Source organism: Saccharopolyspora erythraea NRRL 2338 (assembly GCF_000062885.1).
GTDB classification, from domain to species: Bacteria; Actinomycetota; Actinomycetes; order Mycobacteriales; family Pseudonocardiaceae; genus Saccharopolyspora_D; species Saccharopolyspora_D erythraea.
In genome coordinates this window covers 353,176-367,023 of sequence record NC_009142.1, presented here as the reverse complement: position 1 = coordinate 367,023, position 13,848 = coordinate 353,176, and the positions used below count along the sequence as shown (strand labels likewise).

15 protein-coding genes are annotated in these 13,848 nt (G+C 73.2%); 9 read left to right on the top strand and 6 right to left on the bottom strand.

Going from position 1 to position 13,848, the window contains the following annotated elements; translation table 11 throughout:
- Positions 1-100: 100 nt before the first annotated feature.
- The 5 genes from SACE_RS01615 to SACE_RS01595 all read left to right on the top strand — a co-directional run bounded on the left by SACE_RS01615 (position 101) and on the right by SACE_RS01595 (position 5,687).
- Positions 101-355, top strand: coding sequence for a hypothetical protein (locus tag SACE_RS01615; protein ID WP_029621632.1), 255 nt, complete (start codon positions 101-103; stop codon positions 353-355).
- Between the two features lie 91 nt (positions 356-446).
- The gene (locus SACE_RS01610; protein ID WP_009946915.1) at positions 447-1,121 is read left to right on the top strand and encodes a Crp/Fnr family transcriptional regulator; all 675 of its coding nucleotides are present in this window, start codon (positions 447-449) and stop codon (positions 1,119-1,121) included.
- A gap of 874 nt (positions 1,122-1,995) precedes the next feature.
- Complete coding sequence (locus tag SACE_RS01605; RefSeq protein WP_143538048.1) at positions 1,996-3,243, top strand: MFS transporter; 1,248 nt, start codon at positions 1,996-1,998, stop codon at positions 3,241-3,243.
- A gap of 470 nt (positions 3,244-3,713) precedes the next feature.
- On the top strand, positions 3,714-4,808 hold the full coding sequence (gene dnaN, locus SACE_RS01600) for a DNA polymerase III subunit beta (protein ID WP_009946918.1): 1,095 nt from the start codon (positions 3,714-3,716) through the stop codon (positions 4,806-4,808).
- A gap of 57 nt (positions 4,809-4,865) precedes the next feature.
- Positions 4,866-5,687 (top strand): MOSC domain-containing protein, encoded by an 822-nt coding sequence (locus SACE_RS01595; protein ID WP_009946919.1) that lies wholly within the window; start codon positions 4,866-4,868, stop codon positions 5,685-5,687.
- A 9-nt stretch (positions 5,688-5,696) separates the two neighbouring features.
- Here the strand turns inward: SACE_RS01595 and SACE_RS01590 are convergent, their stop codons facing one another.
- Both SACE_RS01590 and SACE_RS01585 read right to left on the bottom strand, forming a co-directional pair.
- The gene (locus SACE_RS01590; RefSeq protein ID WP_009946920.1) at positions 5,697-6,524 is read right to left on the bottom strand and encodes an MBL fold metallo-hydrolase; all 828 of its coding nucleotides are present in this window, start codon (positions 6,522-6,524) and stop codon (positions 5,697-5,699) included.
- Positions 6,524-7,357, bottom strand: coding sequence for an NUDIX hydrolase (locus SACE_RS01585; protein ID WP_031334314.1), 834 nt, complete (start codon positions 7,355-7,357; stop codon positions 6,524-6,526). Before SACE_RS01585 ends, SACE_RS01590 begins: the two co-directional genes overlap by 1 nt.
- A gap of 118 nt (positions 7,358-7,475) precedes the next feature.
- On the opposite strand from SACE_RS01585, the gene SACE_RS01580 reads away from it, so the two are divergent.
- Entirely contained in the window at positions 7,476-8,354 is an 879-nt protein-coding gene (locus tag SACE_RS01580) for a Gfo/Idh/MocA family protein (RefSeq protein ID WP_009946922.1), read from the top strand.
- Between the two features lie 48 nt (positions 8,355-8,402).
- On the opposite strand, the gene SACE_RS01575 is transcribed toward SACE_RS01580, so the two are convergent.
- The 4 genes from SACE_RS01575 to SACE_RS37070 all read right to left on the bottom strand — a co-directional run bounded on the left by SACE_RS01575 (position 8,403) and on the right by SACE_RS37070 (position 11,233).
- A complete protein-coding gene (locus tag SACE_RS01575; RefSeq protein WP_009946923.1) occupies positions 8,403-9,587 on the bottom strand; it encodes a hypothetical protein in 1,185 nt (394 codons plus the stop codon).
- A 74-nt stretch (positions 9,588-9,661) separates the two neighbouring features.
- Positions 9,662-10,273, bottom strand: coding sequence for a hypothetical protein (locus SACE_RS01570; protein WP_009946925.1), 612 nt, complete (start codon positions 10,271-10,273; stop codon positions 9,662-9,664).
- Between the two features lie 335 nt (positions 10,274-10,608).
- A complete protein-coding gene (locus SACE_RS01565) occupies positions 10,609-11,067 on the bottom strand; it encodes a RidA family protein (RefSeq protein WP_009946926.1) in 459 nt (152 codons plus the stop codon).
- A 1-nt stretch (position 11,068) separates the two neighbouring features.
- Complete coding sequence (locus SACE_RS37070) at positions 11,069-11,233, bottom strand: Sp36 family protein (RefSeq protein WP_085982015.1); 165 nt, start codon at positions 11,231-11,233, stop codon at positions 11,069-11,071.
- Positions 11,234-11,326: 93 nt separating this feature from the next.
- On the opposite strand from SACE_RS37070, the gene SACE_RS01560 reads away from it, so the two are divergent.
- The 3 genes from SACE_RS01560 to bagB are packed head-to-tail and all read left to right on the top strand — an operon-like array spanning position 11,327 to position 13,772.
- Positions 11,327-11,578 (top strand): hypothetical protein, encoded by a 252-nt coding sequence (locus SACE_RS01560; protein WP_011873014.1) that lies wholly within the window; start codon positions 11,327-11,329, stop codon positions 11,576-11,578.
- A 56-nt stretch (positions 11,579-11,634) separates the two neighbouring features.
- Positions 11,635-12,636: an ATPase BagA gene (gene bagA / locus SACE_RS01555; protein ID WP_009946930.1), complete on the top strand. Its 1,002-nt coding sequence runs from the start codon at positions 11,635-11,637 to the stop codon at positions 12,634-12,636.
- Complete coding sequence (gene bagB, locus SACE_RS01550; protein ID WP_009946931.1) at positions 12,633-13,772, top strand: ATPase BagB; 1,140 nt, start codon at positions 12,633-12,635, stop codon at positions 13,770-13,772. The genes bagA and bagB overlap by 4 nt, the downstream gene beginning before the upstream one ends.
- Positions 13,773-13,848: the final 76 nt, after the last annotated feature.

Here is a 13,848-nt window from a genome sequence, read left to right as displayed (position 1 = left end):
CGGATGCCACCCAAGCGGAGGGTGCTCGCATGGCCTCGCGCGCGCAGAACATACCCCCGGTTACATCCGCCCCGAAGGCATGAGCGAGGATTTCATCATCATGACTGCCTGGTTCGTGATCGTAGTACCGCTTGTGATCATGTTCTTCACGCTCTTCATGGAGCGCGTGGAGGCACGGCTCCGCCACGTCGCGGTACAGGAGAACGAGGTGGAGGAGCTGCTGGAGAACGCCCGGCCGGACGAGGTCCGGGCGCTGTTCCGGCAGGGAATTGGACGTGCGCTGGAGCTGTTCCAGCTACGCAGGGTGGGACGCGCCGGTAAGCTGCGGACTCGCCGTTCCCGCGACCAGTCTTAGACTTACTGGTAGTGATCGGCGGCACACCGGACCGGTCGCGTGCGGGTCCGGTTCGCAAGACAGCCGCCGCGTCTCAACATGGAGGGACGAGGTGGACGAGACTCTGGCCCGGGCCGGTATCTTCCAAGGCGTTGAGCCGGCCGCGGCGGAAGCACTGACCCAATCGTTGGAACCGTCTGAGTTCCCGCGAGGACACGTGATCTTCGCCGAGGGCGAGCCGGGCGACCGGCTTTACATCATCCAATCCGGCAAGGTCAAGCTCGGACGCAAGTCCCCGGACGGCAGGGAGAACCTGCTGGCGATCATGGGGCCGTCGGACATGTTCGGCGAGCTGTCCATCTTCGACCCGGGGCCGAGGACGTCGACCGCGACCACCGTGACCGAGGTCCGGGCGCTGACCATGGACCGCACGGCGCTGCGGCAGTGGATCGGCACCCGTCCCGAGATCGCGGAGCAGTTGCTGCGGGTCGTGGCCCGGCGGCTGCGCCGGACCAACGGCATGCTGGCCGACCTGATCTTCACCGACGTGCCTGGCCGCGTCGCCAAGGCGCTGCTGCAGCTCGCGCAGCGCTTCGGCAGCCAGGAGGCGGGCCTGCTGCGGGTCACCCACGACCTGACGCAGGAGGAGATCGCCCAGTACGTCGGCGCCTCGCGGGAGACCGTGAACAAGGCGCTGGCGGACTTCGCCCACCGCGGCTGGCTGCGGCTGGAGGGCAAGAGCGTGCTGATCCTCGATCCGGAGCGGCTGGCCCGACGCGCCCGCTGACGGCTCGACGGCCTTTTCGCCGTCGGCCGCGACGCGCGCCGATCGACGGGCCCGGGGCGGACCCCGGGCTCTTCAGTCGGCGCGCGTCTTTGCGTGCACGGGAAGCCGGCGCGTGGAGTGTCCGGGGCCCGCGTGGGTGACAGCCGCAGGTGTCGGCTGAGGGGTCGTGGCCGGGCAGCCGACGACCTGCGCGCCGGGAGGCGGCCTGGCCTGGGCACCGGGCAGGCGGCCTGCGCGCCGGGACGCGCGCCTGGATGCCGGGACGCGCGCCTGGATGCCGGGCGCTGCGTGCCCGCCACTGGGTCGTTCAGCGCGCGGCACCGCCCCGGGTACGTGCTGGCGTTGGCTCGTGGGGCGCGAGCGCCGTCTGAGGCTCACGAGATGCTCGACGGACCGTGAGAATGCGACCTGAGGAGCTGGGTCGGCGAGGTCGGCCTGCTCTGCACCCCGGACGGGCAGAGCGCCGGGTGCGCCCAGGACGGGGCGTGCGAACGGGCTGACCCAGACGTGCGAGAGGGCTGGGCGCCACCCCCGACGTGACGTTCCAGCCCTCTCGCTGCGCGTGGTTAATCCCCCGACGACCAACCACGCTCCCCCGTCCTCCGATGCGTCGGCCCCGAACCTGGCACCGAAGGAAGTCTGTTGTGGGCGGTTCCCGCCGCCCCTTCGCTCAAAGGAAGTCGCGGCAGGCCCGCAGGTGGCTCGGCTCATCCGGACCGCATGCTCGCGGGTCGAGTAATCCGTTGCCCTGGTACGAGTGTGCATGCAATCGGCCGTTCGCGCCTCGGGTAGAAAGTCCCGTCCTGCTGTCCGGTGAGCCGCGTTACCCCGAAAAGAGTTGGTACGTCAGTACCATTCTTCGGATACTGGTGTGGTGTCCAACTCCGTCTCCCTGCGTGACTACCGTGCCGCGCTGACCGCCCCCGGGGCCGTCACCCCGGTGCTGACGTCCCTGCTCGCCCGCCTGCCGATCGCCATGGTCGGTCTCTCGCTGATGCTCTACGTGCAGCGCGAGACCGGCAGCTTCGCCGCCGCCGGGCTGGTGTCGGCCGGGGCGCTGGTCGGCGTGGCCTGCGGTTCGGTCGTCCAGGGCCGGGTGATGGACCGCATCGGGCCGACGCTGCCCCTATACGTCATGTCCGGCGTGTTCGCCGCCCTGGTGGCCGCTGAGATCGCCGTCATCGAGGCGCACGCCCCGGTCGCGGTCCTGGTGGCGCTGGCCTTCGCCGTCGGCATCTCCGAGCCGATGACCGGCCCCGCCTCGCGTGCGCTGTGGAACGTGCTGCTGCCGCCCGGACCCGCCCGGGACGCCGCGTTCTCGTACGAGGCCATCAGCATGGAGGTCTTCTTCATCCTCGGCCCCGGCCTGGCCGGGCTGCTGGTCGCGATGCCGTGGCCGGGCACCGGCGTGGTGGCCGGAGCGGCGTGCATGATCGTCGGCAGCGTCGGGTTCGCGTCGACGCGGGCGGCGCGGTCGCAGCGGCCGGAACGGCCAGAACGGACCGGCCGCGGCAGGAGCAACATGCTCGGCGCGCTGGCGAGCCCGGGCATGCGCACCGTCGCCCTGGCCGCGCTCGGCTTCGGCGCCCTTATCGGGTTCATCGAGGTCGGCGTGCCGGCCGCCGCGGAGCTGGCCGGACACCCGACGGCGGGCGGGCTGCTGCTGAGCCTGCTTTCGGTCAGCTCGGTGCTGGTCGGCGTGCTGTACGGGATGCGGCCGTGGCCGCGGGCGATGCACCTGCGGCTGCCCGCGCTGCTGTTCGGCTTCGCCGCGCTGATCACGCTGCTGGCCGTGCCGACCACGCTGTGGGGCCTGGCGCTGGCGCTGCTGCTTGCGGGCAGCCTGATCACCCCGCAGTCCACGGCGCACTCGGTGTCGCTGGAGATCGCCGCACCGGCGGGAACCGCTACCGAGGCGTTCGGCTGGGTGGTCACCTCGGTGACCCTGGGCGCGGCCTTCGGCCAGTCGGTGAGCGGGCAGATCGTGGAGACCGCCGGGCCGCCCGCAGCCTTCCTGGCGGCCAGCGCCGTCGGCGCGCTCGCCGCGCTCGTGCTCTGGCTGCGCCGCGGCACCCTGCGGCCGGAGCCCGCGGCCGCATCGCCCCAGCTCGCCGGCGTCTGAGCACTGGGCGGCGGCTCCGGACCGAGCCGCCGCCCAACCGCGCCGAACGCCTCGGCTGGAGCGCGACGACCGCGCCCCGTTCAGGCGTCGACTTCAGCCTCCGGTGAATCTGCTCGGTGAAGTTCGTACTCACGATCGCACCGGCGGTCTCGGCTTCCTTGTCCGCGCCGCTGTCGGGAAGGAGGAGCCGGGCGAATTCGACGGTGACGCCCGGGGCGGGCCGGAACCGTCGCACGGATCGTCTCCCCGTCGTGGTAGACCGACGATTCGACGAGCCCCCCGCCATTCCATCCAGGTCTGCCTTGACGGCGTCGATCACGATCCGGCTCGCGGTCCGCACGTGGTCGGGAATCTCGTGTCCACTCACCTTGGTCACCCTTCGATGGGCCACGAACGCGGTGTCGACCTGGCCGCCGGGTGGCCGTCTCGCGGGCGGAGGGGTGTCGGTGCGGGCCGCTAGCTTGCGCGCCATGGATCTCGACGTCACCGCGCCCACGCGGGCGCTGGCCGCGGCCGCGGCCGACCTGGTGCGGCTGCTGCCCGGCAGGCTGCTCGACCCGGTGCTCGCCGGGATGGTCCTCACCGCCACGCCCCAGGGCCTGGAGCTGGCCGGCACCGACCGCGAGCGCGGCATCCGGCTGAGCCGCCGGGCCCGGACCCACGCCGAGGGCCGGATCCTGGTCCCGGCCCGGCCGCTCGCCGAGACGCTGCGCAACCTCGACTCCGTCGAGGTCCGCCTCGTCGTCGAGGGCGCGAAGCTGGCGCTTCGCACGCGGAACGCGCGCTTCGCGCTGCCGCTGCTCGACCTCGCCGCGCACCCCGGCGTCCGCGCGGCTCCGCCGCGCGCCGGGGCGCTGGACGCCGCGCTGCTGCCCGCGGTCGCGGTCGTCGCTGCCGCGACCTCCCGCGACGACGCGCTCCCGGTGTTCACCGGCGTGCACGTCAAGCAGCGCGGTGAGCGCCTGGTCCTGGCCGGGACCGACCGGTTCCGGATGGCGGTGGCGACGCTGCCGTGGCGTCCCGGCACCGACGACCTGGACGTGCTGGTGCCGTCCGGCCTGCTCACCGAGGTCGCGAAGCAGGCGTCGGGTGACGAGGTGATGCTGCGTGCCGACGCCGACCGGGTCGGGTTGAGCTGGGCGGACGCGGAGGTGTCGACGACGCTGCTCGACGCGCCGTTCCCGGACGAGTCGCGCCACCTGCTCCCGGAGGTCGACTGCGCGGTCGAGGTCCGGGCCGACGAGGTGGCCGGTGCCGTGCGGCGGGTGTCGCCGTACGCGGGTGCGCACGGAGCCGTGGTGCTCGACGTCGGGGACGCCGAGGTCCGGGTGCGGGCCGCGGACCCGCAGTTCGGGGACGCGCAGGAGGCGGTGAAGGCGACGGTCACCGGCGACCGCTTCAGCCCCGCCTTCCAGCCCCGCTACCTCGCCGACGCGTTGCAGGCGTTCGCGGGCCGGACGGTCCGGATGGGGCTGCGGTCCGGGCTGCGCAGGTCGACGGTGATCAGCGACGTGGACGCGCCCGAGGCGGACCTGCGCTACGTGCTGATGCCCAAGCGGATCTAGCGGAGACCTCGCGCTTATTCGTGGCTCCACTCGTCCGCGGCACCTAGGCTTCCAGTCGTGGCCAGGATCGCAGACCTGATCTACTACCCGATCAAGGGCTGTGCCGGGACTCCGCTGCTCGACGCGGTCATGACGCCGGCGGGCCTTGCGCACGACCGCAGCTTCATGGTGGTCGACGAGCAGGGCGTCTTCCGCACCCAGCGCCGGCATCCGCGGCTGGCGCTGGTCCGCCCGGACCTCAGCCCCGACGGGGAGCGGCTGACCCTGCGCAGCCCCGGCGTCGAAGCGGTTTCCACCGCCGTCGACGCCGCAGGCCCCCGCCGGGACGTGAACCTGTTCGGAGCCGCGTACAAGGGCATCGACCAGGGCGACGTTGTCGCCGAGTGGCTCTCCGAGGTCGTTGCCGCGCCGTGCCGTCTGGTGCGCGTGCCGCCCGAGCACGACCGGGTCACCGACGGCGAGGTGCCCGGCACCTCCGGCTATGCCGACAGCTCAGCGGTGCACGTCCTCTCGCTGGCGTCGCTCGACCAGCTCAACGAGCGGCTGGTAGAGCGGGGCGCACCGGCGCACCCGATGAGCCGCTTCCGCCCCAACATCGTCGTCACGGGCTGGGAGCCGCACACCGAGGACCTCGTCCGGCGGGTCACCATCGGCGGCAGCGAACTGGGCTACACCAAGCTCGCCGTCCGCTGCGCGGTGACGACGGTCGACCAGGACTCGGGTCGCAGGAGCGGGCCGGAGCCGCTGCGCACGCTCGCCGGCTACCGGCGCGCCGAAGGCGGCATCGTGTTCGGTGCGAAGTTCGCGGTGCTGGAGACGGGCAAGCTCTCGGTCGGGGACGAGGTGGTCGTGACGGCTAGGGCCGAACGCATCAGGTGAATCGGCGTTTCACGCCGATGGCCCTTGCGGGCCACTTGAAGCCCCATCGGGGGCTTCAAGTTCACGCAGGTAAGTGAGCTGGGCCTGGACGCTCCACTCCGCCGCGGGCCACACCGCCGGGTCGACGTCGGCGTAAACGATCTCCACGACCCCGCGGGCCGTGATGTCGGGGCCGTGTTCGCGCAGGACGGTGCGGATCTGGCCGAGCCGCTGGCCGCGGTGCGCCAGGTAGGCCCGGCTGACCGCCCTGATGTCGGGCAGCTCGGGGCCGTGGCCTGGCAGCACCCTGGTGCCCTCCGGCAGGTCGCCGAGCAGGCGTAGCGACTCCAGGTACGAGCCGAGGTGACCGTCGGGGTGCGCCACGACCGTCGTGCCCTTGCCCAGCACGGTGTCCCCGGTGAACACCGCCGGTTCGGCGGGGTCGTCGACGGTGAAGCACACCGAGTCGGCGGTGTGCCCCGGCGTGGCCAGGACGCGCAGCCGCACGCCGGAGGCTTCGACCGTCTCCCCGTCGGTGAGCGGTTCGGCGCCGGCGCACAGCGCCGGGTCCAGCGCCCGGACCGGGGCGCCGGTCAGCCCCGCGAAGTCCCGGGCGCCCGCGGTGTGGTCCGGGTGGTGGTGGGTCAGCAGGACCACCGACACCGGGCGCTCGGCGGCCAGGGCGAGGTGGTCGCGGTCGGCCGGGCCGGGGTCGATGACGATGCGGTCCGCCGAGTCCGGCGACCCGACCAGCCAGGTGTTGGTGCCGTCGAGGGTCATCACGTCCGGGTTGCGCGCCAGCAGCACTGACGCGTACGCGGTCACCGGACGGACCGCGCCGTATGCGGGATGCTCCATCACTGCCCTTCCCCGTCGTGGCCCGGCTCGCCCGGCATCAGCACGTGCCACCTGCCGTCGCGGCGGGCCAGCTTCGGCACCACCTTCGTCAGGACGCGCTCGGTCGACAGCGCCTCGGCAACGCTGCCGCATTCGGCGATCTCGGTCAACGTGACCCACGTCGGGGGCAGCAGCCCGCACCGGCCCTGCCGCCAGTCGTCGAGCGCGGCCCGCGGGGTCCGCCAGTACGCGTCGGACGCCTCGGAGGTCGCGGCGTCGGCGCGCTGGCCTTCCGGCAGCGCCGCGACGAAGAACCTGGTGTCGTAGCGGCGCGGCTCGGCCTCCGGCGTGACCCAGTTCGACCACGGCCGCAGCAGGTCCGAGCGCAGCACCAGGCCCGCCCCGGCGAGGAACCCGGCCAGCGAGAGCTCCCGCGACACCAGCGCCGCTCGCACGTCGGCGAAGGCGGCGGTGTCGCTGACGACGGTGCCCGGGTCGGCGCCCGCCAGGAGCACACCGGACTCCTCGAACGTCTCGCGCACGGCCGCGCACACCAGCGCGCGGGCCAGCTCCTCGGTGCACCCGAGCTGCCTGGCCCACCACTGCGGGGAGGGACCGTTCCACGCCACCGAGGTGTCGGCGTCGCGGGGGTCGACCCCGCCACCCGGGAACACCGTCATGCCTCCCGCGAACGGCATGCCCTTCACCCGGCGCTGGAGGAAGACCTCCGGTCCGGCGGTTCCGTCACGCAGCAGCAGGACGGTCGCGGCGTCCTTCGGCGTGACGGGCGGGTCGGGCGGGGACTCCGGCACGAACCCCTCGGGCAGCGCCAGCTCGTCGGGAAGTTGCACCATGCCGGTCACCCTAAGCCGGGACGACGCCGAAAACCGCGATCCGGGCCCCGAGATCACGGCGTCGCCGCAGGTACCCCCGTCCGCAGGGCCGCCGTTGCGGCGAAGGCACGATGTCGGCATGAGCGAAACGCTGCGGGTCGGAGTGGTCGGAGCAGGTCCGTGGGCCGGCCGGGTGCACGCGCCGGGGCTGGAGGCGCACCCGGGCACGCGGTTGGCGGCGGTGTGGTCGAGGCGCCGGGAGGCGGCCGAGGAGCTGGCGGGGTCGCGCGACGTCCTGGTCGCGACCGGGTTCGACGAACTGCTCGCGTCGGTCGACGCGGTCGCGTTCGCCGTGCCGCCCGACGTGCAGGCCAAGCTGGCTCCGGTGGCGGCCCGCGCGGGCAAGCACCTGATCCTGGAGAAGCCGCTGGCGACCGACCTGGCGGGCGCGCAGGCGGTGGCCGACGCGGCACAGGAGAGCGGGGTCGCCGCGGTCATGATGCTGACCCGCCGGTTCGCGCCGGAGGTGCGGTCGTGGCTGGCGGGGCTCGACGGCGTCCGGGGCGGCGCGGGGCGCTGGCTGGCCGGGGCGCTGCTCTCGGGCGACTACGCCGCCTCGCGGTGGCGGCAGGAGGAAGGCGCGCTGGTCGACGCGGGACCGCACGCGATCGACCTGCTCGACGCCGCGCTCGGGCGCATCGAGCAGGTGCACTACGCCAGCCGCGACGCCGCCAACGACCTGTGGCACGTGGTCTTCGGCCACGAGGGCGGTGCCACCAGCACGCTCACGCTGTCGCTGCGCGTCCCGGTCCAGCCCGCGCTGGTGGACATCAGCGTCTACGGCGAGAACGGCCACACGCAGCTCTCCGGTCGACGGACCGCCGCCCAGGACTGCTACGCGGTGCTGCTGGACGAGTTCCTGGAGCTGGTCCGCGAAGGGAAGACCGAGCACGTCTGCGACGTGCGGCGCGGCCTGCACCTCCAGCGCGTGCTGGCCGACGTGCAGGCGGCCGTGTAGGGCGGCGGCTGCCCCTCGCGCGGTGCGAGGGGCAGCCGCCGGGTCCGGTCAGGGACGCTGCTTGTTGTAGCTCTGGTTGCTCACCGGAGAGGGGTGGGCGCCGATCGGCGGGAAGCCGCCGGTGCCGCCCGGCATGGTCGAGTTCCAGCTCTCCGGCTGCCGCTGGCCCTGGCCGCCCTGGGCCGGACCGGAGCGGTCCTGCTCGCGCTGGGCCAGTTCCTCGTGCAGCTTGCGCAGCAGGTTGCGCTCCCGGTCGGTGAGCTTGGCGTCGACCGCGGCGGGGACCCGCATGTTGCCCTGGCTGTCGGCCTTGCCCTGGTTCTCGGGGGCGTTCTGGTGCTGCTGCGGCGCGGGCTCGGCCGGTGCCGCGGCCTGCTGAGCGGGCTCGGCCGGTGCCGCGACCTGCGCCGGAGCGGGCTCGGAGACCGCCGGGGGCGTCACGGGCTCCGGCTCGGGCTGCGGCTCGGGAGCCGGGCGCTCGACGGGTCGTTCCACGGGGCGCTCGGCCCTGGGCGCGGGTGCTGGTTCGGCCGGTAAGTCATGCCCTCCGGCGGGCTCACCACCGGAGCTGACGCGCGGGGCGCGGGCGCGGCTCATGCCGTTCTGCTGCGCGATCGCGGCAGGCGGCATGTCCAGGTGCACCCGGTGCGCGGCGGCCAGCGCGTTGCGGTGGTACTCCGGCAGGTCGGAACCGCTGCTGAACACCTCGACCGAACAGCCGACGCCGGCCCTGCGCAGCGCCTCCAGCAGCTGGTAGCCCGCCGCCGCGACCGAGCCGTCCGACCCGACCTCGGCCAGCAGCACCCGCCTCGGAACCGCGCCGTAGGTGACGCCGGCCGGGGTGACCCGCCAGGAGCACCACAGCGCGCGGACCCCCGCGAGCCGGGAGGTCACCGGGGCGAGCGCGGCGACGACCTCGTCGTCGGACTGGTCCTGGTCGCTGAAGCGGTGCCCCTCGTCCGGGACCGTGTCGAGCACGTGCAGCCGGTCGGCGAGCCGCTGCTGCGAGCGGGCCTCGTCGAGCACCCGGCGCAGCTGGTACTGCTCGGTCGAGGTCACCGGGATCCGCCCGGCCACCAGGCAGCCGGCCAGGAACTCGGCCGCCGCGTCGAGCTGCCCGGTGCCGAGCAGTTCCCGGGCCGAGTTGACCGCGTCGTCGTCCACACGTCCGGTCATGGCGAGCAGGAGGTTGTGCAACCGGTCAACCGGACCGGCGCCCTCAGCCACGTCCACGTCTGCCTCCTAGATGAAGCCTTGCTTTGGACCTTTGCGACCGCTCGGCCGCCCCGGTGGGCGGGGACGCCGAGTCAGCCACGGTGACCTGCGAGTTCGTCCGCCCCTTCGCAGACCAGGGCGGACTCGGCGAGTGCGGCGCGGTGGTAGGCGGTGGGCTCGACGTCGGGCGGCAGGACCTCGACGCAGGGCTCCGGCTCGCCGAGCGCCCGCAGGATCCGCTGGATCTCGCTGGTGAGGCCGACGACGTCGGCCGACGCGGTCACCAGCAGCACCCGCTTGAGGGGCAGGCCGTCACCGCGCCGCCACGAGCTGCGCACCTCTCGGACGCCCTGCCTGCCGCGCAGCGTGGCGCCGAGGACGAGGATCGCCGGGTCGCCGCTGTCGTCGGTGTGCGAGGTCGCGACGAAGGTGTGGGCGGGCCTGGTCTGCTTGGCCGGGAGGATGGCGTTGACCAGCGCGGGGTCGGCGCCGAGGGGGAACAGCGCGTCGCGCAGCAGGCGGAAGTCGCCGTCGCCGAGCGGAATCCGTTCGCGCACGAGCGTGCCCGGCAGCATCCGCGCCAGGACGTCGGCGGCTCCCCCGGCGAGCCAGTCGCGGTAGCGCCAGAGGTGCCGGTCGGGCAGCCGACCGGCGAGTCGAAGCAGCAATTCGTGGCACAGAAGGTCGGTTTCTCGCACCGCCACGTCAGCCCCTCCCAGGCTCTGTACTTCTCCGGCGCGGTCGCCCGCCACCGCCGTCACGGCTCCCGATTGCTGGACCGTTCGGGTGAACTATGCCCCGCTCAGACCGTACGGATACCCACAGGAACCGATACCCCCATTCGTTGGACACTCACTCAGGTCCATCCGAAATGAAGCTGACCGCAGCGTACTTGCACAGATCCGCGACCGCGGGGCCTGTCGGAAATCTCGGCGGCCCGCGAGCGGCGAAGATCGACTGCAGGTCCGGCCGCGGAACGCAGAACGCGGCGCCACCCAGGAGGAATCCGGAGGTGGCACCGCGCCCGTGCGATGTCGGTTCACTCGACCTCGACGATCAACTCCACTTCGACCGGTGCACCGATCGGCAGCTCGGCCACGCCGACCGCCGAGCGCGCGTGCTGCCCGGCCTCGCCGAAGATCTCGCCGAGCAGCTCCGACGCACCGTTGACCACGCCCGGCTGCCCGGTGAAACCCTCCGCCGAAGCTACGAATCCCACGACCTTGACGACCCGGACGACCGAGTCGATCCCGACCAGCGCGTCGACCGCGGCCAGCGCGTTGAGCGCGCAGGTGCGGGCGTGCTGCTTGGCCTCGTCGGCGCTGATCTCCGCGCCGACCTTGCCCGCGGCCGCGAGCTTGCCCTCGACGATCGGCACCTGCCCGGAGGTGTAGACGTACGAGCCGGTGCGCACCGCGGGAACGTACGCCGCGACCGGCGCCGCGACCCCGGGGAGCTGGATGCCGGCCTCTGCCAGTCGATCAGTCCAGCGTCCCATCTCAGTCGCCCTTCGGCCGCTTCATGTAGGCCACCATCTGCTCGCCGGTCGGCCCGGGCAGGACGGCGACGAGCTCCCACCCGTCCTCGCCCCACTGGTCGAGGATCTGCTTGGTCGCGTGGCTCAACAGCGGCACGGTGGAGTACTCCCACTTAGTCATGCCGATCAGCGTAGATGCCGGGCGGCAACCCGCCACCGACCCGGCCGATCGTGCCGCGGCGCCCCAACGGCAGGCGCCGGCGCGCTAGCTTCGACACCCGTGGAGACGTGGCGGATCGTGGCGACGGCGCTGATCACGGCGGTCGGCGGCTTCATGGTCCTCGGGATCATGAGCACCGTCCGGGCCCGGCGCGACCGCGCCCCCGGCGAGGTCGGCAGGGTGGCCCTGCACGGCGGCCTGGTGGTCGTGGTCCTCGCGGCGCTGGCCGCGACGGTGCTGCCGCCCGCGGTGTGCTGGGGTCTGGTCGCCGCGGGGGTGCTGATCACGGTGGGCGTGATGATCACCGGCTGAGCGGCGGCACCCACGTTCGGCAGACATGCCGGCCGCCGCGGACCTACGCTGATCGTGTGACCGACTGGGACGGGGAACTCAATCACGCCCGGCTGCACGTGGTCAGCGGCAAGGGCGGTACCGGCAAGACGACGGTCGCCGCGGCGCTGGCGCTGGCGCTGGCCACCGGAGGTCGCAAGGTGCTGCTGGTCGAGGTCGAGGGCAGGCAGGGCATCGCCCAGCTCTTCGACACCGCGCCGCTGCCCTACTCCGAGGAGTCGATCGCCGCCGCGCCCGGGGGCGGCGAGCTGCGGGCGCTGGCCATCGACGCCGAACCGGCTCTGCTGGAGTACCTGTCGATGTTCTACAACCTCGGCTTCGCGGGGCGGACGCTGCGCAAGATGGGCGCCATCGAGTTCGCCACCACGCTCGCGCCGGGCCTCCGGGACGTGCTGTTCACCGGCAAGATCAAGGAGTGCGTCGGCCGCACCGACGAGCGCGGCCGCTACGTCTACGACCACGTCGTGGTCGACGCCCCGCCGACCGGGCGGGTGGTCAAGTTCCTCGACGTCACCAGGGCGATGGCGGACCTGGCCAAGGTCGGCCCGATCCGCGGCCACAGCGACGGCGTCGTGCGGCTGCTGCACTCCAGCGACACGGTCGTCCACCTGGTCACGCTGCTGGAGGACCTGCCGGTGCGGGAGACGCTGGAGGCCGTGGCCGAGCTCGACGCCGCCGACCTGCGCCCGGGTGCGGTGCTGTTCAACCGGGTCCGCCCCGGTCGGCTGCCCGCCCGCTCGGCGACCGCGGCGGCGGCCGGACGGGTCGACACCGGGCGGCTGCGCGGCGGGCTGGAGTCCGCGGGGCTCCGGGCGGACGACGAGCTGGTCGGCGCGCTCGCGCACCAGGCCGTCGAGCACGCGATCCGCGCGCAGGAAGAGCAGGCCGCGCGGGAACAGGTGTCCGAGCTCGACCTGCCGTCGGTGTCGCTGCCCGACCTCATCGCGGGCATCGACGTCGCCGAGCTCTACGAGCTGGCCGAGCTGCTCAACGATCACGGCGTCGGGAGCCCGCAATGAACCAACCGCACCGGCCGGACCCGGTCGACGTCGACGCCCTGCTGGACGACCCCGCTACCAAGGTGGTGGTGTGCTGCGGCTCCGGCGGCGTCGGCAAGACCACCACCGCGGCGGCGCTGGCGGTGCGCGCGGCCGAACGCGGCCGCAAGACCGTGGTGCTCACCATCGACCCGGCGCGCAGGCTCGCCCAGGCGCTGGGCCTGCGGGAGCTCGGCAACCAGCCCAAGCAGGTGGTGCTGGAGGGCTTCGAACCGGCGGGCGACCTGAACGCGATGATGCTGGACATGCGCCGCACCTTCGACGACATGGTGCGCGCCCACGCCGGTCCGGAGCGCACCGAGCAGATCCTGAGCAACCCCTTCTACCAGACGATCTCCACCTCGTTCTCCGGCACGCAGGAGTACATGGCGATGGAGAAGCTGGGGCAGCTCGCCGCGTCGGGCACCTGGGACCTCATCGTCGTGGACACCCCGCCGAGCCGATCCGCCCTGGACTTCCTGGACGCGCCGCAGCGGCTGTCGACGGTGCTGGACGGGCGGCTGATCAAGATGCTGTCGAGCCCGGCCCGCGCCGGCGGCAAGGGCCTGCGCCGGATCGCGGCGGCGAGCTTCGGGATGTTCTCCAAGGCCGTCTCCACGATCATCGGCGGCCAGCTCCTCAACGACGCCGCCGCGTTCGTGCAGGCGTTCGAGTCGACCTTCGGCGGTTTCCGCGAGCGCGCCGACTCCACCTACCGGCTGCTGCGCTCGCCGGGAACGGCCTTCCTGGTGATCGCCGCCCCGGAACCGGACGCGCTGCGGGAGGCCGCCTACTTCGTCGAGCGGCTCGCCGGCGACGGCATGCCGCTGGCCGGGCTGATCGCCAACCGCACCCATCCCGTGGTCGCCGACCTGCCCGGGCCGCGAGCGGTTTCCGCGGCCGAGGAGCTGGAGACCGCCGGGGCCTCGCCGCTGGCCGCTGCCGTGCTGCGGATCCACGCCGACCGGGTCGCGGTCGCCGAGCGGGAGAAGCGGATGCTCGCCAGGTTCACCCGGGCCCACCCGGAGGTCCCGCTGGCCGGCGTGCCCGCGCTGCCGTCGGACGTGCACGACCTGGAAGGGCTGCGTGAAATCGGCAGGTTGCTGGCCGGTGGATAACGGGTGGAGAAATGGAGAACCGCGCGGACGGACTGCTCCATCCGCGCGGTCACCCCAATGGAGCCTTGACCGGAAA